The sequence below is a fragment of the Candidatus Filomicrobium marinum genome, from assembly GCF_000981545.1.
Lineage (GTDB): Bacteria > Pseudomonadota > Alphaproteobacteria > Rhizobiales > Hyphomicrobiaceae > Filomicrobium > Filomicrobium insigne.
Map to the genome: position 1 here is coordinate 2,785,406 of NZ_LN829119.1, position 21,659 is coordinate 2,807,064.

Below are 21,659 nucleotides of genomic sequence, written 5' to 3' on the forward strand. Positions count from 1 at the left end.
GATGGCGCCGCATGTTTGGATACGCGGTCCGCTTCTTGTTTCGACATCGCGTGATGAACTGGTTCTCCGATGAAGATCGCACTCGCCCAGCTCAACCCGACCGTCGGAGACATTGCCGGCAACGTTGCGCGCGTTCGTGAGGCGCGTGAGAAAGCCGCCGCTATGGAGGCGGATCTCGTCGTATTTCCAGAACTCTTCATATCTGGATATCCACCAGAAGATCTGGTTCTCCGGCCATCCTTCCAGACCGCTTGCCGTTCGGCAGTCGAAGCGCTGGCGAAGTCCTTAGGAGATGGTCCCGCCGTCCTTCTGGGAACGGTATGGCCGGACGGGGACAAGGTCTACAATGCTGCCGTACTCATCGATGCCGGTGAAGTAGTAGCCGTTCGCTACAAGGTGGATCTTCCCAATTACGGCGTCTTTGACGAAAAGCGCGTGTTTGAGCCGGGCCCCATGCCGGGCCCCATCAATTTCCGCGGAGTGCGGCTCGGCGTTCCGATCTGTGAGGACATTTGGCGCGAAGACGTTGTGGAATGTCTCTCAGAGTGCGGCGCAGAAATACTGATTGTTCCCAATGGTTCTCCGTTCGACTGGAATAAGCCCGACGCGCGGACAAACGTCGTCTTGGCCAGGGTGGTGGAGACCGAGCTTCCGCTGGTTTATCTTAATCAGGTGGGCGGCCAGGACGAATTGGTATTCGATGGCGCCTCCTTCGTGATCAACGCCGACCACAGCCTCGCGGCGCAACTGCCGGGTTGGGAAGAAAGTCTCACTCTGACCGAATGGTCGAAAACCGAAGACGGTTGGGTCTGCGCAAAGGGCGAATTTGCAACCCTCAGCGAAAGAGATGCGGCAGCCTATCAGGCCTGCATGCTTGGCCTTCGCGACTACGTGGACAAAAACCGGTTCCCTGGTGTCGTCCTGGGCATGTCCGGTGGCATTGATTCAGCACTCGTGGCGGCACTTGCCGTCGATGCGCTAGGCGCTGATCGTGTTCACTGCGTGATGTTGCCTTATCGATATACGTCGAAGGCAAGCCTCGAAGACGCCAAAGCCTGCGCTTCAGCCCTGGAGGTACGTTACGACATTGTGCCGGTTGTTGAACCCGTGGAGGCGATGAATGCCTCTCTGGCTCCATTATTTGCAGGCCGTACGCCGGACATCACGGAAGAAAATATTCAAAGTCGTGTCCGTGGCACGCTTCTCATGGCGATTTCCAATAAGCTTGGCAGCATGGTTTTAACCACCGGCAATAAATCCGAGATGTCGGTTGGTTACGCGACGCTTTATGGCGACATGAATGGTGGCTTCAATCCCATAAAGGACCTCTACAAGACGGACGTTTATCGCTTGGCGCGGTGGCGCAACTCTCACACGCCCAAAAGTGGGAGAGGGCCGGGCGGCATCGTGATTCCTGAGCACATTTTGACGAAAGCTCCGAGCGCCGAACTACGTGAGAACCAGACTGATCAGGATAGTCTGCCGCCTTACGATGTTCTTGATTCCATATTGCAAGGTCTGGTTGAGGAGGAGTTGCCCATTAGCGAAATCGTGGCGCAGGGCTTTGATCACGATACCGTTACACGCGTCGAGAACCTCCTCTATATTTCCGAGTACAAACGACGGCAAGCGGCGCCAGGCGTCAAGATTTCTTCGCGCAATTTTGGGCGTGACCGTCGCTACCCGATCACCAACCGTTTCCGCGAGCACTGAGCTCTTTGAGACCGTCCGTTTATAAATCCGTATCGAATATGGAAATCGGTTTTGGTGAATATCTAAAACTTAAAAATAATAAAATGCGGTTCTTGAGATAAGTACTTTGTTAAGCGGATTTTATAGCAATACTATATATGTTGTTGCCGAAGTAACCATTTAGCGCGATCACTCAGCCTCAGGCACGTTACCGGAAAATCAGCGCAGCCGGCACTCTGCGCAGAAGATATTTTCCCTTTGCCACAGAGGGTTCATGGCCGCGTTTATGAGCTCACAGCTCGATTTCATTTATTTCTTTTATGGGCTGGCTTTCCTGCTGTTGGGCGCCGTCAGCGTTACCATTGCGCGTGGACACCGGGGTGGGCCTTGGCTGTTTTTAGCTGCGTTCGGCTTTACTCATGGCGTTGTTGAATGGCTTGATCTGATCGCTTTCACAATATTTGATCATGAGATCTTTACCAGCGCACGTGTGGCGCTTCTCGCTATCTCCTATGCTCTTCTGCTTGAGTTTGCTCGCCTTGAAGGGCAGCGGCTCGGTGCCAAGGTGCCGGGTCCTTGGATCTACGTTCCAGTAGCAATGATCGTAGTTGCCGCTTGGCTCTCAGAGGGCACGGGTATGGCAATTGTGTTCGCGCGGTACACTCTGGCAATTCCAGGTGCAGCGTTGGCTGCTCTCGCATTTGCTTGGAACGCAAATAAAGTGACTGGAGGACAAAAAGTTTGCGGATATGCGGCGGCAGCTGGCTTCTTGACCTACGCGGTTGTAGCAGGACTGGTCGTGCCCGTTGCGCCTGTGTGGCCTGCGTCTGTCGTGAACGAAGATTGGTTCGCAGATATGACGGGGGTTCCCGTTCAGCTCATTCGCGGAGCTGTCGCGTATAGTATCGCACTGTCCATCTGGGGATTATGGGGGGAGAGACTGATCGAGGATCTCTCGACTGGGCGCTATACGACGCACTTCCAAAGGCAAATTGTTGGAACGCTCGCAGCCTTGACAATTGTCTTGTTGTCCGGTTGGGCGCTCACGGAATACTTGGGATCTGTCTATAAAAAGAACACCGAAGCTGAGACAAGTGGCGAACTTGATCTCATTGCGAGCCGCTTTAACGGCGACGCCGCGAGTGTCATCGGAATGGTGCAGGTTGTGGCTGGCGCGCCGGACGTGCAGAAGGCAGTTGTCGGCATCTCCGGAAATGAAAAGCGTATACTGAACTTGGCGGTGGAGGCGACCGGGGCTAAGCTCGGCTACATCATCAATCCCGCTGGACGTATTCTGGCAACATCAGGTCGTGAGCAAGCAGCCCTAACAAGCGCGCGCAACTTTCCTTCTTCGCGTTGTTTCTACGCGGCGATGAAGGGCCAGGTGGCGCAGGGCATTATCTTCGACAATGATACTGGCAGCGCCAGTTATTATGCCAGCAGCCCGATTTTCGGCGAATGGGGGCAAATCGTCAGCGTCGCCGTTTTAGAAAAACCCCTTTCCGATTTTATCGATGACCTCAGGCGATACGATCGCCCTTTCTACCTGGTTGATCCGAATGGTGTCGTCGTTCTCACGAATAGGCCGGAGATGCGATATCGCACGATGTGGCCGGTACGCGACGCAGTACGCGCACAATTGCAGAACGAATTTCCTGACCTTCAGGATAAGCCGCTATTAAGTCGCTCCTTGTCAGAGGGAAGGTGGGCGTCGATTGATGGCGAACGCGCTTATGTGAAGCGTCGCTTTATCCATGCGAGCGATTGGTCGTTGGTAATTATCAGGCCAGTGCAGGAAGTCTTTGCGAGCCGCATGCTCGGCATTGTCATCACGCTGTTCATGATGATCGCGACATTGATTTATGCTCTGGGCCGAGGCTGGTCGATTCAGGACAGCATCCAGATGATGAAGCGGCTGGAGCTGCAAAAACTGGCAAGTGAGTTAAAGCTTAGCGCAATTACCGACCCGCTCACGGGGCTCAACAATCGGCGGCGCTTCAACGAAGTCTTGTCTTTAGAGATGATGCGGTCACAGCGCTACGGCACGCCGTTGTCGCTCGTGCTCTACGACATCGATCACTTCAAGAACATCAATGATAGTCACGGGCACCTCGTCGGCGACAAGGTTCTCATTCAGCTTTCGGATCTGATTGCTGACCGTATCCGCGGCACGGATATCCTGGCGCGGTGGGGTGGCGAAGAATTCGCAATTTTGCTTCCAGGCGCTGATGAAAGCATGGCCCAAAATCTAGCGGAGAGCCTGCGCAATCTGATCAGCGACGTGACATTCGACGATGTGGGCAAATTGACCTGCAGCTTCGGCATCGCGCAGTATCGCGGCGAGGCGAACATGGAAGATTTCATGGGCCGTGCCGACGCGGCCTTGTACCGAGCAAAGTTCAATGGCCGGAACCGGATCGAGATCCACAATAGCTCGACCAAAAGGCGGCTCAAAGCCAACACTGCCGCGTAAGAGCGTTCACCCATACAACCTAAGCGCGGTCAGTCGTTAGGATCTTGCCAACCTTATTCTGCGAGACTGCAGCTTAGGATGCCGCCGCCGTGGCGCGTCGTAAGTAGCAATCGGCTGCATTGGATTATGAACGATACGGTACTGATTAATCGGTCACCGCCGATGTGGTGGCTTGAGCCCGGTATGGGTACTGAACGGCTCGCCGACGAAGGCGACGTGCTGCGCTTCGGCCCGGATGGCATTCCCCTCGAAGGCATCGTTTCCTATCGACTGGAAGAGGTCGTGGAACGTGATTTCAGCGCGCCACTGGTTGCGGGTGCGCTCGCTTTTGCCGCCGGTGTGGTTACGCTTGCCGGCATCCTTGGCTTCGGTTGGTTAGAATGCCTCCTTGCTGGGTTTGTGATCTTGTCAGGGCTTGTCATCGCCGGCCTCGCGGAACTCTGCGGTGTTACGAGCCGCCGTCGCTTCCGTATCAGCATATTTTCCCAAGACTCGCGGCCGGTTACTTACACCAGCGCGGATAACCGTGACATCGCCCGGCTGATCGCCTTTCTCGACCACGCTATAGGCCGCTGACGACGGCTGTACGCGTGGTGCGTCCATCTGCGCTTCTATTCGGACGCCAAAGCGGTTAGGTTCGCGCGCCAATCGCTAGCGAGAGCCTCGAATTTTTCACATGAGCGTCACCGTCCGTTTCGCGCCGAGCCCCACCGGCCGGCTTCATATCGGCAACATCCGCACCGCAATCTTGAACTGGCTGTTTGCCAGGAAAGAGGGCGGTCGGTTCCTGCTGCGTTTTGACGACACGGACCTTCAGCGGTCCAAGGAAGAATACGTCGTTGCGATCCGCGAGGATCTGCAATGGCTCGGTCTGAGCTGGGATGAAGAGGCCCGGCAATCCGACCGTACGGCACGCTACGATGCCGTCGCTGAACAGCTGAAGGCCGCTGGGCGATTATATCCATGCTACGAGACCGCTGACGAACTCGACCGCAAGCGGGCCCGGCAACTCGCGCGCGGGCTACCGCCGATTTACGACCGCACCGGCCTGAAGCTCAGCGATGAAGATCGCCAGAAGTTAGAAAGCGAAGGCCGCGTCGCGCATTGGCGCTTCCGTCTCGCGAACACAGAAGGTGCGGACAGCCTGACGCCGCTACCAACGCTCATCAACTGGATCGACGTCATTCGCGGAGAACAAACCGTCGATGTCGGCTCACTCTCCGATCCGGTCATGATTCGCGCCGACGGTTCCTATCTCTATACCTTTACGAGCGTGATCGACGATATTGATCTTGGCATCAGTCACATCATTCGCGGCGAAGACCATGTGACCAACAGCGGCGTTCAGATCGAGTTGTTTAATGCGCTCGGCGCCACTCCGCCGCAGCTTGGTCACCATAGCCTTCTCGTGGCCGCGGATGGGCAGGCCCTATCGAAGCGGTTGGGTGCGCTGTCCATCGCGAGCCTCCGCGAAGATGGCCTGGAGCCCATGGCCGTGGTGAGCCACGCCGCTTTGATCGGCACATCTGATCCCGTTGAGCCTCACACAGATGTGGCAGAACTCGTAGAGCTCTTTTCGCCATCGAAAATCTCCACCGCTCCGGCACGTTTCGATCCGGCAGAGCTTGCAACGCTTAATGCCAAGCTGCTGCATGAGTTGCCCTTCTCAATGGTCGCTGACCGGTTGAAAGGACTCCGAATTGAAACAGACGAAGCCTTTTGGAATGCAGTGCGTGGCAATCTGGAGAAGTTCGACGACGTCAAGGAATGGTGGTCGGTTGTTGCTGGCACGGTGACTCCCGTGATTGAGGACGCTGCCTTCGCTACGAGAGCGGCCGAGCTTCTGCCACCTGAGCCGTGGGGCGGAAACACGTGGTCAGAGTGGACCAAGGCAGTCAAGGAGGCGACCGGAGCCAAGGGCAAATCCCTCTTCCATCCACTCCGCCTCGCACTGACCGGCCGTGAAGCAGGTCCCGAATTGAAGGTGCTATTACCCCTCATCGGCCGCCCACGCGCACTAGCCCGGTTACAGGGGCAGGCCGCATAACAGGCGGCTTGGAGCTAGGCCTTTTGCTCTGATTCGGATGACGCGCCAGGGCCGCGAAAATCCTTACGCATGAACGAGACAGCGATCCCGATGTCCGGGGCGAGCGCGCGCGTACCATGTGATGTCACGGCGTAACCGAGCTGTTCGAAGAACGGTACGGCATTGAGCGTAGAGCGGACGCTGAAGGATCTGTAGCCGGCCCGTGCTGCAAGATCTTCCACCGCCGTGACCATCCGCTGGCCGATACCAAGACCGGTGAAGAACGGCCGAACATAAACCGAAGATATGCGAACGGTACGGCCGCTGTCGTCCACGATGCCCCAGGCAGCTGTTGCGACAAGTTCAGGGCCGATCCAGCCTCCGATCATGGTGTCCTTGAGCACAGTTTCACCGTAGCGAACCGACCGAACAAGGTTCTCAAAGGCTTCGAGTTCCCCCGCCGTGTAAAATGCGGAGCCCTGACTGCGCAGCGCCGACGCGTGAATGTAGCGCACAGCCGAAAGCGCATCGACGCGTACGGGGCGGATATCCAACGTACGGCCTAATCCGCCCTCCGTTTCAGGCTCGAGTTCCGTGGGCATCGCTCACCTCCCGCGCCAGGGGCTCCTAAGGAGCCTGAAGCCCGGCTCAAGGCGACCAATCAAAAAACAAGGACCACATGGAGGGACGTGAACACGACCCGGGTCTCACTAGCAAAAAACTCTCGAAATCCCGGAAAAGTAACCGGAACACGCATCAGTTTTGCGACAAGCAGTTTTTCGTCGACCGACAGGCACAAAACGAGGAAATCAAACTCACTGGGCTGGCGCAGCGGGTGAGGGCGCCTCAGCACGTCGAGCGGGGGCTCCGTCCGGCTGGGGTGCCGCGCCGTCTATTTGTCGGCCGGAGCCGTCGGGCATGGGCGACTGTGGGATGTATTCGGATTCTTTGCAGCTGCAGCCGTTGATGTATTCCTTGCGATAGCGGAATGCGGACTTGAGCTGCGTGTAGGGTTCGTTGCTTCCGTACGCTACCATCTGCTCGACGCCAGCGCCTGGATTTTGGTGATAGTAAAGCGTCGCTGGCGAAGCACACTTCGACTGGCAAATTTCGGCATCGCGCTGGAAGTGATTGGGTAGGGTCGAGAAGCTTACGGGGAAATAGTATCCATCGCACAACCTGACACACACCGTCCGGTAGGTCGCGAATGGAAGCGCTTTGTACGAGTTAGCATATCCTGACCCGCCGCTGCTTTCTTCATCCTGCCAGAATGGCGAAAACTGCTTACGGTCCCGGCGCCGCGCCTCCTGCGAATAGCTGTCACCACAGCCGTTGCGGGCAAGTTCCCGGATAATCTCGTCTTGATAGGACTGGTTGGACCGCGAAGCGATGTCCTGGCGTTCGCCTTCCAGTTGTGCCAGACGCCGCCGCGCATCGTCAGCATTGCGCGCCAAGCCCAGACACTTACTCGATCGGCGCAGCGACTTAGAAAATATGAAGTACTCGTAGCAGTCCGCGGCATCGAGGTTGCGCTCGGCCGATTGAACCTGTCGATTGAGATCGCGAATTTCCGCTTCGAGCTGTGGTAGGCGTTGCCGCGCGTTGCCGCCAGATTGGGATTCCTGGACGAGACGCTGCTCCAGCTCCAGGCAGATTGACGACTGCTGCTGCCAGCCACCACCCGGTGGAGGTTGACCCTGCATAGGGCCGCCCTGATTGTAACCAGGATCGTCACGATAGACTGGAGCCTCTTGCGGCCTTTGCCGCGGCGGTGGCCGGCGCGGTTGCTCTTCTTCCCAAGGCCACGTGAAACCTTGGGCCAGCGCGGGCAGCGCTGCCCCTGCCGTCACGGCGGCACCCATCAGGCCAGCGGCCAGCAGCCAACGCGGCCACCGTGTGCGCTTGTTCATCCCTTTGGTATCGCGAGCCATTTCGTGTCGACCTTGGCGAGGCTCAATTACAGCCTCTTATGTAAAGTATCTGCTTCGCCTGCTAGGCGGTCAATGCAGCGCAATAATGGCGTTCCGTCGCCGTGACGCGCTGTCGCCGTAACTTTGCACTACGAATTTGGCCAAACCTGCACAGGCGGGGCGCATCCGCAAGCCATATAAGCTCTATCCCCAAAATGCACCGCTTGACGTGTCGCCCGCGGCCCCCCATAAACACGGCCATGAACTGGGATTTGCGCATTACAGTCGGCGATTTCTGTCGCGCCATTATTATTGCGAGCTGAGCATAACGCTGGCGCGCGGCCCATTCCCCTTGCCTGAAATTCCATGGACAGAGGACGCCCCGCCCGCCGGAAGGGGCCAGGAAGGGTTTTGTCGTGTCGTTGACACTTTACAATACATTGACGCGCCGCAAGGAGCCGTTCACGCCGATTGATCCGAAGAACGTGCGCATGTACGTCTGCGGACCGACGGTCTACGACTACGCGCACATCGGCAATGCGCGGCCCGTTATAGTTTTTGACGTATTGTTCCGTCTTCTGCGCCACGTCTACGGCGCGGATCACGTTACCTACGTCCGCAACATCACGGACGTCGACGATAAGATCAACGCGCGGGCGGCCGAAGAAGGCATCTCCATTCGGGAGTTGACCGAACGCACGGCTCGCCAGTTTCACGAAGACATTGCTGCGCTGGGCATACTGCCCCCGACGGTCGAACCACGCGCCACCGAACACATCGACGAAATGAAGGCGCTTTGCGAAGCGCTAGTCGCAAAAGGGCATGCCTACGTCGCCGAAGGTCACGTGCTGTTCGACGTCGCATCAATGCCCGACTATGGCCGCCTGTCGAACCGCTCACTCGATGAGATGGAAGCCGGCGCGCGCGTCGAAGTTGCCCCATATAAAAAAGGCCCCATGGATTTCGTCCTATGGAAGCCCTCAAAAGAGGGGGAGCCGGGCTGGCCGTCGCCTTGCGGCATTGAAGGGGCAGGACGCCCCGGCTGGCATATCGAATGCTCGGCCATGTCTGATCGATGGCTCTGGGAAGAAGTTAAAGACAAGCTGTCAAACGAGGCAAAGGCCCGCCCGCACCAGTTTGACATTCATGGTGGTGGAATTGATCTGACCTTCCCACACCATGAGAACGAAGTGGCACAGAGCCGCTGCGCTCACGGCACACCTGTCATGGCCAACGTCTGGATGCACAACGGCTTCCTGCAGGTCGAGGGCGAGAAGATGTCGAAGTCCCTCGGCAACTTCATCACGATCCATGAGCTACTCAAGACTGACAAGTTCGGCGGACGGAGATGGCCAGGTGAAGTCCTAAGGCTTGCAATGCTGATGACGCATTACCGCCAGCCGATCGATTTTACAGCCACCGCCTTGGAGGCTGCTGAAAAGGTGCTTCGCAATTGGTATCGGCTTATCGGCGATGCGACGGCCTGCGAGGCAGGCGATGGACAAAGTGATGTTCAAACCAAGCTCCAAGACGACCTCAATACACCGCAGGCGATCACAGCGCTGCACGCGATGGCTGACGCTCTGAGCAACGGCGGCGATGCATCGGCACTGGCACGCTTCAAGAGCGCGGCTAATCTTCTCGGTTTGTTGACCATGACGCAGAGCGAGTGGCTCGCGGCATGGAATGCCGACGCCAAGCTCGATGAGGGTGAAATCGAAGCGCGCATCACGGCACGCCTGGAAGCCCGCAAGGCAAAGAACTGGGCGGAAAGCGACCGCATCCGCGATGAGCTCGCCGAGATGGGAATCCAGCTCAAGGACGCGAAGGATCCCACAACCGGCGAATTCACCACAACTTGGGAAGTTATGCGGTGACTGTTCAATCAGATACTACGGTCATCCCGGCAGTCATTGCCGGGACCCAACGTTCGCCGGGGAGTCCGCTGTGCGGTCCTGTTACACCCGTGGCGTGGGTAACTGCTGGGCGTTGGATTCCGGGAACAAGCCCCGGAATAACGGTTGATGTTGTTGGTTTACCCTCTAACCCGCGTGGCCAACAGTCACGATGGTTGAGCGGCACCTGGCGCCGGGGTTGCCAGAATTCAGGGCATAGCATGCGCAAACCTGTGTTCGCGAATATCGGAGGGACAGCCCAATGAGCAATGATCCAAGCCAGCCGCCCTTCACCAAGCACCGCCGCTATTATTTGTTCATAAAGATCGCCGTGCTTTTGATAGCCGCTTATGTTGCCCTGCGCCTGTTCGGTTTCGCGTGAGAGAACAGAATGACAAAAGAACGCCTTTACCTCTTCGACACGACGCTGCGCGACGGTGCGCAGACGACCGGCGTCGCCTTTAAGCTCGAAGACAAGCGCCGCATCTGCAAGGTTCTGGACGATCTGGGCCTCGACTACATTGAGGGCGGATATCCCGGCGCTAACGCGACCGACACGGAGCTATTTGCGAGCAAACCGGATTTTGCCAACGCAACGTTTACCGCGTTCGGTATGACAAAACGTGCCGGTCGATCACTTGAAAACGATGTCGGCTTTCAGGCCCTGCTGCAGTCCGAAGCAGACGCCATCTGCATCGTCGCCAAGTCGTGGGACTACCACGTTCGCGTTGCGCTCGGCATCACTAACGACGAGAATTTGGAGAGCATTGCTCAGTCGATCTCGGCAATCGTCGCCTCGGGTAGAGAGGCGATGCTCGACTGCGAACATTTCTTCGATGGTTACAAGGGTAATCGCGACTATGCCGTCGCAGTCGCGCGCACGGCTTACGAGGCCGGTGCCCGCTGGGTCGTGTTGTGCGACACAAACGGTGGCACGTTACCTCATGAAATTCATGACATCGTGACGGACGTCGTGACGGTCGTGCCTGGTACACACCTGGGCATCCACACTCACAACGACACCGAAAATGCAGTGGCCAACTCGCTCATGGCTGTGCGCGCCGGTTGCCGTCAGATCCAAGGCACGTTGAATGGCCTCGGTGAACGGTGTGGCAACGCCAATCTGACATCGATCATCCCAACGCTGCTTTTAAAGAGCGAATTTGCCGAACACTTCGAAACCGGAGTGACGCCGGCCCGCCTGCGTACGCTGACACATGCCAGCCGCGTGCTCGATGAAATCCTCAATCGCAGCCCGTACAAACACGCACCTTATGTCGGGGAAAGCGCTTTTGCGACGAAGGCGGGCATTCATGCGTCGGCAATTCTGAAAGAGCCCGAGACCTACGAACACGTAGCTCCCGAATCCGTCGGTAACACGCGTCGTCTGCTGATCTCCGATCAGGGCGGACGTTCTAACATTCTTGCCGAACTCGATCGTCTTGGCATCGCCATCTCAAAGGACGATCCACGCATCGGCAACTTGCTCGAAGAGGTCAAAGAACGCGAAGCTAAGGGCTACACTTACGAGTCTGCCGAAGCATCTTTCGAACTGCTGGCCCGGCGTGCGCTGGGCGAGGTGCCGAAATACTTCACCGTCGATAGCTTCCGCGTCATGGTCGAACGACGTCACAATGCCGTCGGCGATCTCGTGACTGTATCCGAAGCGACGGTGAAGGTGTTCATCAATGGCGACCGCGAACCGTTATGGTCCGTTGCCGAAGGCAATGGCCCGGTCAACGCGCTCGACGGCGCACTTCGCAAAGACCTCGGTCGCTACCAGAAATATATCGAGGGCGTGGAACTCGTTGACTACAAGGTGCGTATCCTGACGGGCGGCACCGAAGCCATCACGCGCGTGCTAGTGGAAAGCCACGACACGACAACAGGTGCGCGTTGGATCACTGTCGGAGTCTCGCCCAATATAATTGATGCAAGCTTCGAGGCGCTGCTCGACTCCATCAACTTCAAGCTGATGAAGGACAGCGCCCCCGCAGAGCATGTCAAGGTCGTGTCGCGATACTAGACTCAAAGACGCCAGTTTGCTCCGGCGGTGCATCTTCCAGGCCACACAGGCTGTGCAAAGCGTTGGAGATTTAAATTTTCCAACCGCTCTACGCTGCCGCATCTGTGCTGATCTGGTAGTCTCCATCGACGACTGGCTGTGGAATGCGTTTTCCGCGGTGAAAATTGTAAAATGGGGCACCGCGACCGAACATGGTGAAAACGAGTTCGATTTGCTTTGGGGCGTTAGCGCTTTCCCTTGCGGTTTCTCTGCCTGCTGCGACGCCAGCTGTTGCGCAAGACGGGTATGACGCTCCATCCGGCATGAGTGTCGGCCTTGGCGGCGTCGTCGCGATCAAACCGAAATATGAAGGCTCGGACGAATACGACGTCTACGGCTTCCCTATAATTTTTCCGCAGTTCGGCGGTGGTAACGGATTTGCAGACCGCATCAAAATCCGTGGCGCGGATGACGTTCGCCTGAGGGTGTTTGAAACCGGTGGTTTCGAGGTGGGCCCGCTTGCCGGCTATGCCTTCGGACGGGACGAGGACGACGGCGACCTGCTCCGTGGACTAGGTGATGTTGACGACGGCATCGTCTTGGGTGCCTACGCAGGCTATCGCTTTGGTGTCGTACTGCTCGACGTTTCCTATCACCACATCGTGTCGGGGGACGACACGGGCTACCAGATCCGGTTCGGTGGCGAAATCGAACAGCGCGTTGCCAGCAACGCTATCGTCACAGCGCGCGTTGGCGCGACATTTGCTGACGACAATTATATGGACACTTACTTCGGCATATCCGCTGCGCAGTCCGCGTCTTCGGTTGCCGGTCTTTCAGCATATGATGCGTCCAGCGGTATCAAAGACGTTCACTTTGAATTGGGTACACGGATCGACCTGACAGATCGCTGGCAATTGCGGGCTGGCGCGCGCTACGGCCGCTTGCTCGGTGACGCAGCCGATAGCCCGATCGTGGAAACCGAAAACCAGTTCTCGGGCATGATCGGCGCCGCATACCGCTTTGATTTCGGCGGCTACTGAGCCGCAAGCGTTTAGCGATAACGTCTCAAAGAATTTGGGGCTGGTTCTCGAAGAACCAGCCCCTTTTTTATATCAAGCGTTACTGTGCGCGTTCGACGTTCTTTTCAGACGTCCAGGGTCTACCCCCACCACCCCGGCGGGGCCGGTTCTGGTTGGCGCGATGTCCGCCGCCACTGCCCTGACCCTCTCCACGGTGATGAGCATGCGCATGCGGCGAACCGCGATGGGCCCGCTCGGGCCGCGCCGAGGCGTTATCATCGGCTCGCTTGTGGCCGGGCGCGCGAGGAGCAGGAGCACCATTGAGTTGGTCGGCGCGACCTTCTGCGTGGCCGTCCCTCCGCCGCGGGCCACCGTTGCGAGAAAAACGATGCGGCTGTCCCTGACGACCGGCGGCGCCTCTGGCGGGACCACGCTCGGGCTCGCGGACTTCCGGCAAACGAACGGCCAATGCTTGGTCGCCGCGGCGGTCCTCTGAAGGGATCTTCTGGCGGGTAACGCGTTCGATGTCGCGTAACAAGCCGCGCTCTTCGCCGTCGCAGAAGGAAATCGCGACACCCGACGTGCCAGCTCGTGCAGTCCGCCCGATACGGTGAACATAAGCTTCCGGGACTTCGGGAAGTTCAAAATTAATGACGTGAGAGACTTGATCGATGTCGATGCCGCGCGCTGCGATATCGGTAGCGACCAACACGCGGATCTTGGCGTTACGGAACGCGTGAAGGGCCCGCTCACGCTGGCTTTGGCTCTTGTTGCCATGAATGGCAGCCGCAGGGATGTTTGCGACCTCGAGCTGACGCGCGACCCGATCTGCACCGCGCTTGGTACGTGTGAAGACAAGCGTGCGCGTCATGCCCTGATCGGCCAGGAGATCCAAGAGAAGCGCCCGCTTACGAGGACGTTCCACGTGAATCACTCTCTGAGCGATACGCTCGACGGTCGTTGATTCCGGCGTGACGGAAACTTTTATGGGATCGGTTAGAAGCTCGCCTGCGAGTTTGCCGATGTCTGTGGGCATCGTCGCAGAGAAGAACAGGTTTTGTCGTTGTCGCGGCATAAAAGAGACGACGCGACGGATAGGCTTCACGAAGCCGAGGTCGAGCATCTGATCGGCTTCATCGAGTACCAGGAATTCTGTTGCCGACAGATCGATGTCGCCTTCCTGCATGTGGTCTATAAGCCGACCAGGCGTCGCGATCAGCACATCAACGCCGCGCGCCATTGCGCGTCGTTGCGGACCGGCGGGAACGCCACCGAAAACTACTGTTTGCGAGATCCCAAGCTTGCGGCCGTACGTTTTGACCGAATCTCCGATCTGGCTTGCCAGTTCGCGGGTCGGGCTTAAGACGAGTACACGGCACCCACGCCGGATAGGCGCGCGCTTATTCTGGCTTAGGAGCTGCAGAATGGGCAAAGAAAAGGCAGCGGTCTTGCCAGTACCGGTTTGTGCGATACCGAGCAAATCCTTGCCTGCCAGGACACTGGGAATAGCTTGCGCCTGAATTGGCGTCGGGTTTGTGTAGCCTTCGGCGTCGAGCACTTCGAGAAGCGCGGTGCAAAGGCCAAGTTCATGAAAAGAAGTCAAATGTATTCCTTCTCGCGAATATTCGCGCGAACGGCCGCCTACAGTTGGCGAAGGTAATTCGCCAACGAGAGACGCGGGGTTTCTGGCGACAACCCGCGTGACTAAGGGCTGTCAGGATGAGTAGGGAATATTCGCTCGGCAGGGGACATCGGCGAAAGCTTTACGGTGCCTTCAATCCCATCACGCATCTGGAGCGTAGAACCGCTCTCTGAGCGACGATTGCCTTGTCACATGCTGCGTCGCACAAGTCAACGGAAACTAGAGTGGCCGCTTGCCGCAGTGACCACACGGCCACGCACCCCGACAAACGCTATAATACACTGATGCAGCACGAGTATTTCGTTATTGCTCACGGAGTGATTAGCTTTCGTGCAGCATCAGTCGGACTTAATTGACCGGTCAAGATCTCGTCAGCCAGTTTGTCGACACCGCCATCCTTGTCTGACTTGATACGTTGCGCGACCAAATCTGCGGCGGCGCGAGCAATTAAATAACGGGCCCGGCGCCGGCGGCGATCTACGGCGTTTTCCGCAAGGATTGGTTGACCGATCTTTTCAATCGCCGTCATAAGCTCTGGCACGCCGGCACCGGTTGTCGCCGTGGTTTTGAGAACCGGCACCTCGGAGCGATTGCCCGCGCGGATCGACAGAGCGCCCATGAGCTGCTGCATCGTCCGCTCTGCGCCGTCCCGATCGCCTTTGTTGACGACGAGAATATCCGCGATTTCCAGAAGGCCGGATTTCATCGCCTGAATATCGTCACCGAGCCCAGGCGCCGAAATAACGATGCGAATGTCGGCGACTTCCGCCACATCGACCTCGCTTTGCCCGGTGCCAACAGTTTCCAACAGAACGAGGTCAAAGCCCGCCGCATCTAACGCATCAATGATCCGAACGGCTGCCGGCGATAAGCCGCCAAGATAACCTCGGCTCGCGAGCGAACGCACGAACACACCATCATCATCCAGCGCTGCCGTCATACGGATCCGGTCGCCCAGAATAGCGCCGCCGGAAATCGGACTCGACGGATCGACGGCGATGACGCCGACTCTAAGGTTCTGGGTGCGAGCATGCCGGATAAGTGCGTTGACAAGCGTCGACTTCCCTGCCCCGGGAGGACCAGTCAGGCCGATAACGAGCGCGCGGCCCAGATGCGGTTGAAGAGCCCGCAGCAACGCCGGAGCCGACGTCGAAAGACGTTCGAGTTCCGTGACAGCGGACGCGATAGCTCGCCGCTCGCCGGCGAGGAGCCGCGCGACCTGATCCGAAATTGAAGCGTCTGCAACCTGTGCCGGGGGCTGCTCCGCCACGTGGGGCTTATTCTGGTTCATGGCAATCGCTGATACGCGTACCGGCGTCAGTGATCAAGAGAGTGCCAGAAAGCACCGGTTAACTCACAACCTTAACGTCGCTTCCGCGGGCCACCTCGTTTGTGCCCACCCCTGGAGCGCTGGTGACGTTTTACGCTCGCCCGGCCGCGTTTATTCGCCCTGTGCCGCTTATGTACACGCGACCGTGCTTTCGATCGGCGGTGGGCCTTACGTTTGCGTTTTATGTGTTGATTGGCACGGGTTTGCTTTTTGCGTTTGACCGAGCGCTTGATATGCCGCCTAGCGTTTTTCTTGACCTTGGCCGCTTTCCGCGTGTTGCGTGCCCGATGCTCGGCACGCCGTTCCGAGCGCGCTTTGCGCGACTTATGAACAGCGCGACGATCTCTGAAGCGCCGGACGTCCGGACGTTTGGCCCGATGGGTTTTGCTGCGATGCTTGCGCGCACGACGTTCTTCGATTTTACGAACGCGGCTCTTGATATCCTGGCGCGCCGAACGGCGATGCTGCTTCGCGTGGCTCCGAGGGCGATAAACCTGTCGGATCTGACGTTTGCCGCGGTGATGCGCGTGGCGCCGCGCGCGTTTATCGTGCGAATAGACGACACGCGAAGGGCGGACATCGCGATGCGCGCGCCGACGAACATCTCTCAGTGAAACACCCCGGTTTACGACGCGGCGGTGCCTCCAGCGCGCATAGGGGCCGCGGCGAGAGTTTCGATAAAAGCGGTGATACCGGTGCCGGGGTGCGAGATGCCGGTAGATGTGAGGTTCAACGAACAGCGAATAAGCAGCAAATACCCAGAACGGCTCATATAGCGGGTCTTCATAGATAACCGTGTGAGGAACGTATCGTGGGCCTCGGTAGTCGGAACGCGTGGGAGGGTCGGGAGGCAGCGGGGCCCAGCCGACATATTCATCCGTTTCGCGCCAGGCGACCCAGGCCGGAGCCCATGTCGTTCCCGGAACCCAGAACCACCCTAGATTGTCAGCGCGTGACCAGCGGCCGTAGTGGTACACCACCCAGCCGAAGGGCTCCTCGGAAACCCATGTCCAGCCGGATTGTTCATCGTAGGCCCACTGACCAAGTGTGTAGGGTCGCCATGTTTCATCGACATTAGGGATCCACACGATGCCGAAGTCATCGTGCTGCTGCCAGCGGCCAAAATCCGATACCGCATTAATGAGAACATCTAGGTCAACATCCGCCTTCGGTGCGGACGAGGTTTGGTCAGAGTAGGCTTCTTGCGACGTTACGACGGCAAACAAAGTAAGAGAGGCAACCGCAGTTACTGCTGCGAGCGTCACCATGCGTAACGATGAGAGAAGAGATGTAATTGGTCGGCAAGACACGATACCTCCTTCCAGATGGGCGTTCGGATCATGCTGACGAGCCGGCGGACCACGCCAAACCGCAAACGCTATCAGTTCCGTCTCAGGCGCTGACGGAAACTCCGATTTCAAATCATTATATGGGAAAATTGTACGGAATAATGAGGGGTAACAAAATTCTGTTCACGGCGTGTTCTACTCGAGGCGACTAGAACCAGACGCCGGGCCACCGATACCGCGGCCGCATCTCGATCGGGCCACAGCCAATGAGGGACACCATGGGTTCTTCGACGATGCCAAGCTGCGGCATCCGCTCTTGAGGCACGAGGTTGCGCAGGCGGGATACGCGCTCTTCAGTCAGCGGATGGGAACGCAACAATGATGGCTGCGGCGTTCGTCGAGCCGGCACGGGAAAGGCAAGATCTTCCCAAAAATGCCCTGTCGAATTGTCTAGTCGGCTGAGCGCAGAGGCGAGCCCCAAGGGATCGCCCGTCAACATTGCGCCTTCCCGGTCGGCGTCGAATTCGCGCGTTCGCGATAACGCCAGCTGCAACAAGCTCGATAGGGCGGGTGCGAGGTAGAGCAACGCAATGCCAAACCATGACACGGTCATGTCGCCCGTCGTAAGCGCCAACAGGTTGGTGATCGCGAAGTAAAGCGCAACATACGACATCACCTGTACGTACCGGGTCATGACATCGGCCACGTTCATTAGCCACAGATCATTATTGCGGATGTGGCTCATCTCATGCCCGATGACGCCGATGATCTCGCGCATTGTCAGCCGCCGCAGGAGACCCTCCGTCACTGCAATGGCTGAATGTTTCGGATTGCCCGTCGCAAACGCATTCAATGTGGCGCTCGGAATAACGTAGAAGTCAGGCCGTGCGGGTAACTCAGCACGAGCACTCAACTCATCGATGATGCGCGAAAGTTGGTCGTGTCCCGGCGGTTGAAGTTTTCCACGATAAAGCCGCATCACCATTTCTGGCGGGATTTGGGGGGCAATGAGCGACAGTACGCCCACCGAGACGAATGCCGCAACGATGCCGCCCGCTCCGAACAGCAGATAGGCGCCCGCCGCCAGAACGAGAGCAATGCCGCCGATCAGCAAAATCGAATGCACAAAGTTGCTGCGCTGGTGCGCTTCTACTTGCGCCGGATCAAGCAACGGACTGGACACACTGAAACCCCGAATGACTAAGCGCACGCGTCTTGCCGAACGGTCTAGGGCGCACCATGCAGGATGCCATGGCGAGCCCTATGTCGGCAATCATAGTTCCGCGCTCGTCGGGTGTCGCCCGACCTTAAAACTTAGCAAGTACGGATTCTTCTGAAGCCCCATTTTGCGCGGATTCGCACGCTTCAACAGCAGCATCGACAATGTCCTCAGCGCGCGAAACCACCGTGAATTTCAGATGCAGGGTCTCACGGATAAACGCTTGCGCTTTCATGTGCTCGAAAAGAGTGAGAAGCGGATCCCAGAAATTGTTGATGTTGGCAATAATGATCGGCTTTTGGTGCTGACCGAGTTGCGACCACGTGAGCTGCTCAACGAGTTCCTCCAGCGTACCCACGCCGCCAGGCAGAGCGACGAACGCATCTGAGCGATCAAACATAAGCTGTTTGCGTTCGTGCATGTTGGCCGTGACGACCAATTCGTCTGCGGCGCGGAGCATGTGTTCGCGTACCGTGAGAAATTCCGGAATAATACCCGTAACACGGCCACCGTGAGCAATTGTCGCTTCCGCCACCTCACCCATCAGCCCTAAACCGCCGCCACCATAGACGAGCCCGATGCCCGAGCGCGCCAGATCGTGTCCAAGGGTGCGCGCCGCTTCAGCGTAGACTGGCACGGAACCGGGACCGGAGCCGCAATAAACACAAATATTCCTCAGTCCGCCCCGGCCTCGCGCGGCGGGAGCCTGCAAGTGAACCTTTGACTCGGAACGAATTTTCTTCTGCATAGTGTCTTTTTTCCTTCGGGAAGGGGCATGACGCTGCCGGATCGTTTTGCACCATTGCGATGACGACCTGACGAAGCGCTGAGCCCTCCTCTATTATTTAGGTATTACTCTGGGCCGAAAAGGGGCATGGCGGCGCCGGGGCCTTATTCAATCGGTTGATCGCTAAGAAGACGCGGGGGAAATGAGAGGCCGATCTGCAACGCATTGTGGAGGTGTTGCCCCCTCCGTCTTGGCTGCCGTCAGCTTCTCCGCTAAGCTCCCGGCAATTGCGTACATCACAGGGTGCGCAGTTAAAAAATACGGGGAATTTCAAGTTATTACGCTCTGTCCGTTGGGGGGACGGTACGATGTACTTGCCACGTCCTCCAGTGGTGCTGGCGGCTTGTTGGATGACGGGAGTTTTAGTGTGCGTGGTGAACGCGCATAGCCCCGTCCTTGTTCCCGCATCGCCACAGCAGTCCGCAACAAAGATCCTGGCGTCGACGGGCGAAACGCCGCTCTCTGACGCGTTGGCGCCGTCGCGTGCATGGGCGCAACCCCCCGACAAAGCGGCTGCGAGTTTAATCCCGACCTTTACACGCATTATCATATCGTTACCGGCGGATATCAGCTTTGAGGGCACAGGTGCGCCGGGCGACGAGATCACGCTCTATATCGACGGCGATCGGACGGTAGCGACACGCGTTGATGGCGAAGGCCAATGGCGCGTTGCCCTCGCTCAGTCCCTTCCACCGGGGGATTATGCCGCGATGGCGGTCGCGACGTCCTCGCCGGGCGCAACACCTAAGAGTTCGGAAGAAGTACGCATCGCTATCCCGCAACTCGCACCGCCCGTTTATGCGCCACCGGATACGGTGTCACACGCCGATGTGGAGCCACCCAACGCGGCTACCCGTCGTCGCGCCGCCGAATTGGCGCGCGATGCCAACAGTTATTTTGACAAACTGACGGCTGAAAAGCCGACAACATCTAAAAGCGATCAGCGCGGTCAGGTTCCCGAGCGGAACGATGGCGATATAAAAACGAGCGAGCCGCGAAATTCTTACAGCGGCATCGCGGGGTGGTTCGCGCGTGCTAGGCGTGAATACAATGAAGTGCTGATCGCCGGGCTGTCCGATCCCAACCGCCGCGGGAGCATCGCCCAAAACCCAGAACAAGACTTAGCGGTCAAGCCACCGCTTCCTGAACGTCCGGATGATGGTGTCAGCTATATCCAGATCGCGATGAATTGGCTGCAGCAAGCTAACCGTGAATACCAGGAGCAGCTGGTTGACCAATTGAAAAGGCGCGGAGCTGCCGAGCGGCTTGCTGTCCGCGAGAAAGCACCTGCAGACGGACACACAGACGTAGCTGCTCTATCAAACCAAACGGAGCAGCCTGCAGAAGAGGCGACAACTACGAAGGCGGGTCGAGAGGTCGACGAAAAACGTCACGCCGCGCTCAAGACAGAAGAAGAAAGACAGGCCTCAGAGACGCGCCGTTTGGAGGAAGAGGACCGCCGCGCGGCGGAGGCAGCCGAACGTCAGCGGGTCGCCGCTGAGACGGAAGCACTAGCGCGCCGGGCGGCGGAAGAGCAGCGTCAGGTTGAAGAAGAACGTCAACGTGTTGCTCACAGCGCAGACCAAGAATCGGGGAATGCACGCGCGCTGAAGGAGCTCCTTGCCGAGCGTGAAAAATTCCCTGCACCGACGGAAATGGACGCGGTGACCATCGCTCCGACGCTCCGTGCCGCCCAAACTGATGAGACAGCGCATAGCCAACCGGCCCAACCCGAGCTGTCCGTTGCACCTGAAGCCAAAGCATCGCAATCACACGTGGCTGAGGCTGTTCCAGCGACCGCGGACATAACGGCTGAAGACGTCGCGAGCATCGCCCTGCCGGAAGCAAAGCCGCGCCAGTTGTCTCATCGAGAGCAAACCGTTTCGCTCCCCCCTGTACCGGAAGCGCGCAGGATCGTTGCGGCAGCCGTACCAATGCCCGGCGAGAAGCCGGACCGTCAGTCGGCAATAGACGTGAGGGTGGCGGAGCGCGATGTTAATGGCAGCAGCAAGCGCGAAGGTGAGCCAGCGCTCGATCGGTATCGCTGGTGCAGCAATCCGAGAGCAGGACGCACCATTACCCCGCCTGGGACGTACATCGTGGCGTATGGCGATACCCTCTGGGGCATCGCGGAACGCCACTACAATGCAGGCTACCTGTACAAACGTATCCGCCGCGCGAACCGCCGCAAGATCAGGCATTCACGCTGGATTTATCCGTGCCAGCGGCTCTGGTTGCCGCGTCTGAGAGTGCACCGCCGCTAAAGGCCGACACGGCACCACTGGCCAGAGACGATGTGGCGGGTTAGAAGGTGGGCCCGATCCAACGACCGGCACGAGTGCGCCTGCTTCTGAACTATTGTCAGCGGA

At 58.1% G+C, this 21,659-nt stretch carries 15 protein-coding genes; 8 read left to right on the top strand and 7 right to left on the bottom strand.

All coding sequences use genetic code 11. The features are described from left to right. The first annotated feature begins 69 nt into the window (after window positions 1–69). From YBN1229_RS13105 to gltX, 4 genes are all read left to right on the top strand, one after another. Window positions 70–1,713: an NAD+ synthase gene (locus YBN1229_RS13105; protein ID WP_046478869.1), complete on the top strand. Its 1,644-nt coding sequence runs from the start codon at window positions 70–72 to the stop codon at window positions 1,711–1,713. Between the two features lie 253 nt (window positions 1,714–1,966). Beyond that, complete coding sequence (locus YBN1229_RS19175) at window positions 1,967–4,165, top strand: sensor domain-containing diguanylate cyclase (RefSeq protein ID WP_046478868.1); 2,199 nt, start codon at window positions 1,967–1,969, stop codon at window positions 4,163–4,165. A 126-nt stretch (window positions 4,166–4,291) separates the two neighbouring features. Next, on the top strand, window positions 4,292–4,741 hold the full coding sequence (locus tag YBN1229_RS13115) for a hypothetical protein (protein ID WP_152025010.1): 450 nt from the start codon (window positions 4,292–4,294) through the stop codon (window positions 4,739–4,741). A 100-nt stretch (window positions 4,742–4,841) separates the two neighbouring features. Next, window positions 4,842–6,212 carry a glutamate--tRNA ligase gene (gltX, locus tag YBN1229_RS13120; protein ID WP_046478866.1) on the top strand — a complete coding sequence of 457 codons (1,371 nt, stop codon included), beginning with the start codon at window positions 4,842–4,844 and terminating at the stop codon, window positions 6,210–6,212. 14 nt (window positions 6,213–6,226) lie between these two features. Here the strand turns inward: gltX and YBN1229_RS13125 are convergent, their stop codons facing one another. Together YBN1229_RS13125 and YBN1229_RS13130 are read right to left on the bottom strand one after the other, a co-directional pair. After that, window positions 6,227–6,793, bottom strand: a complete 567-nt coding sequence (locus YBN1229_RS13125; RefSeq protein WP_052743927.1) for a GNAT family N-acetyltransferase — start codon at window positions 6,791–6,793, stop codon at window positions 6,227–6,229. Between the two features lie 213 nt (window positions 6,794–7,006). Then, complete coding sequence (locus tag YBN1229_RS13130; RefSeq protein WP_160298712.1) at window positions 7,007–8,101, bottom strand: DUF2865 domain-containing protein; 1,095 nt, start codon at window positions 8,099–8,101, stop codon at window positions 7,007–7,009. A 416-nt stretch (window positions 8,102–8,517) separates the two neighbouring features. Here YBN1229_RS13130 and cysS point away from each other — a divergent pair, with 416 nt between their 5' ends. From cysS to YBN1229_RS13145, 3 genes are all read left to right on the top strand, one after another. Then, the gene (gene cysS, locus YBN1229_RS13135) at window positions 8,518–9,978 is read left to right on the top strand and encodes a cysteine--tRNA ligase (RefSeq protein WP_046478865.1); all 1,461 of its coding nucleotides are present in this window, start codon (window positions 8,518–8,520) and stop codon (window positions 9,976–9,978) included. Between the two features lie 409 nt (window positions 9,979–10,387). Further along, on the top strand, window positions 10,388–12,022 hold the full coding sequence (cimA, locus tag YBN1229_RS13140; protein ID WP_046478864.1) for a citramalate synthase: 1,635 nt from the start codon (window positions 10,388–10,390) through the stop codon (window positions 12,020–12,022). Between the two features lie 191 nt (window positions 12,023–12,213). Next, entirely contained in the window at window positions 12,214–13,044 is an 831-nt protein-coding gene (locus tag YBN1229_RS13145) for a MipA/OmpV family protein (protein WP_052743929.1), read from the top strand. A 79-nt stretch (window positions 13,045–13,123) separates the two neighbouring features. Here the strand turns inward: YBN1229_RS13145 and YBN1229_RS13150 are convergent, their stop codons facing one another. The 5 genes from YBN1229_RS13150 to YBN1229_RS13170 form a co-directional block, all read right to left on the bottom strand. Then, window positions 13,124–14,626, bottom strand: coding sequence for a DEAD/DEAH box helicase (locus YBN1229_RS13150; RefSeq protein WP_076605339.1), 1,503 nt, complete (start codon window positions 14,624–14,626; stop codon window positions 13,124–13,126). A gap of 349 nt (window positions 14,627–14,975) precedes the next feature. Then, window positions 14,976–15,956 carry a methylmalonyl Co-A mutase-associated GTPase MeaB gene (meaB, locus tag YBN1229_RS13155; protein WP_046478863.1) on the bottom strand — a complete coding sequence of 327 codons (981 nt, stop codon included), beginning with the start codon at window positions 15,954–15,956 and terminating at the stop codon, window positions 14,976–14,978. Between the two features lie 71 nt (window positions 15,957–16,027). Further along, window positions 16,028–17,305 (bottom strand): DUF6600 domain-containing protein, encoded by a 1,278-nt coding sequence (locus YBN1229_RS18730; protein ID WP_152025009.1) that lies wholly within the window; start codon window positions 17,303–17,305, stop codon window positions 16,028–16,030. Window positions 17,306–17,492: 187 nt separating this feature from the next. Further along, a complete protein-coding gene (locus tag YBN1229_RS13165; RefSeq protein ID WP_052743930.1) occupies window positions 17,493–18,467 on the bottom strand; it encodes a zinc metalloprotease HtpX in 975 nt (324 codons plus the stop codon). A gap of 124 nt (window positions 18,468–18,591) precedes the next feature. Beyond that, window positions 18,592–19,251: a TIGR00730 family Rossman fold protein gene (locus YBN1229_RS13170; RefSeq protein WP_082101135.1), complete on the bottom strand. Its 660-nt coding sequence runs from the start codon at window positions 19,249–19,251 to the stop codon at window positions 18,592–18,594. Between the two features lie 410 nt (window positions 19,252–19,661). On the opposite strand from YBN1229_RS13170, the gene YBN1229_RS13175 reads away from it, so the two are divergent. Beyond that, window positions 19,662–21,554, top strand: coding sequence for a LysM peptidoglycan-binding domain-containing protein (locus YBN1229_RS13175; RefSeq protein ID WP_046478861.1), 1,893 nt, complete (start codon window positions 19,662–19,664; stop codon window positions 21,552–21,554). Window positions 21,555–21,659 lie beyond the last annotated feature (105 nt).

What these genes read in the sequence shown, in the direction of transcription:
- YBN1229_RS13115 (WP_152025010.1), top strand. Translation starts at nt 4,292, where the DNA reads ATGAACGATACGGTACTGATTAATCGGTCACCGCCGATGTGGTGGCTT.
- YBN1229_RS13145 (WP_052743929.1), top strand. Translation starts at nt 12,214, where the DNA reads ATGGTGAAAACGAGTTCGATTTGCTTTGGGGCGTTAGCGCTTTCCCTT.
- YBN1229_RS13130 (WP_160298712.1), bottom strand. Translation starts at nt 8,101, where the DNA reads ATGAACAAGCGCACACGGTGGCCGCGTTGGCTGCTGGCCGCTGGCCTG.
- YBN1229_RS19175 (WP_046478868.1), top strand. Translation starts at nt 1,967, where the DNA reads ATGGCCGCGTTTATGAGCTCACAGCTCGATTTCATTTATTTCTTTTAT.
- YBN1229_RS13170 (WP_082101135.1), bottom strand. Translation starts at nt 19,251, where the DNA reads ATGCAGAAGAAAATTCGTTCCGAGTCAAAGGTTCACTTGCAGGCTCCC.
- cimA (WP_046478864.1), top strand. Translation starts at nt 10,388, where the DNA reads ATGACAAAAGAACGCCTTTACCTCTTCGACACGACGCTGCGCGACGGT.
- YBN1229_RS13125 (WP_052743927.1), bottom strand. Translation starts at nt 6,793, where the DNA reads ATGCCCACGGAACTCGAGCCTGAAACGGAGGGCGGATTAGGCCGTACG.
- gltX (WP_046478866.1), top strand. Translation starts at nt 4,842, where the DNA reads ATGAGCGTCACCGTCCGTTTCGCGCCGAGCCCCACCGGCCGGCTTCAT.
- meaB (WP_046478863.1), bottom strand. Translation starts at nt 15,956, where the DNA reads ATGAACCAGAATAAGCCCCACGTGGCGGAGCAGCCCCCGGCACAGGTT.
- YBN1229_RS13105 (WP_046478869.1), top strand. Translation starts at nt 70, where the DNA reads ATGAAGATCGCACTCGCCCAGCTCAACCCGACCGTCGGAGACATTGCC.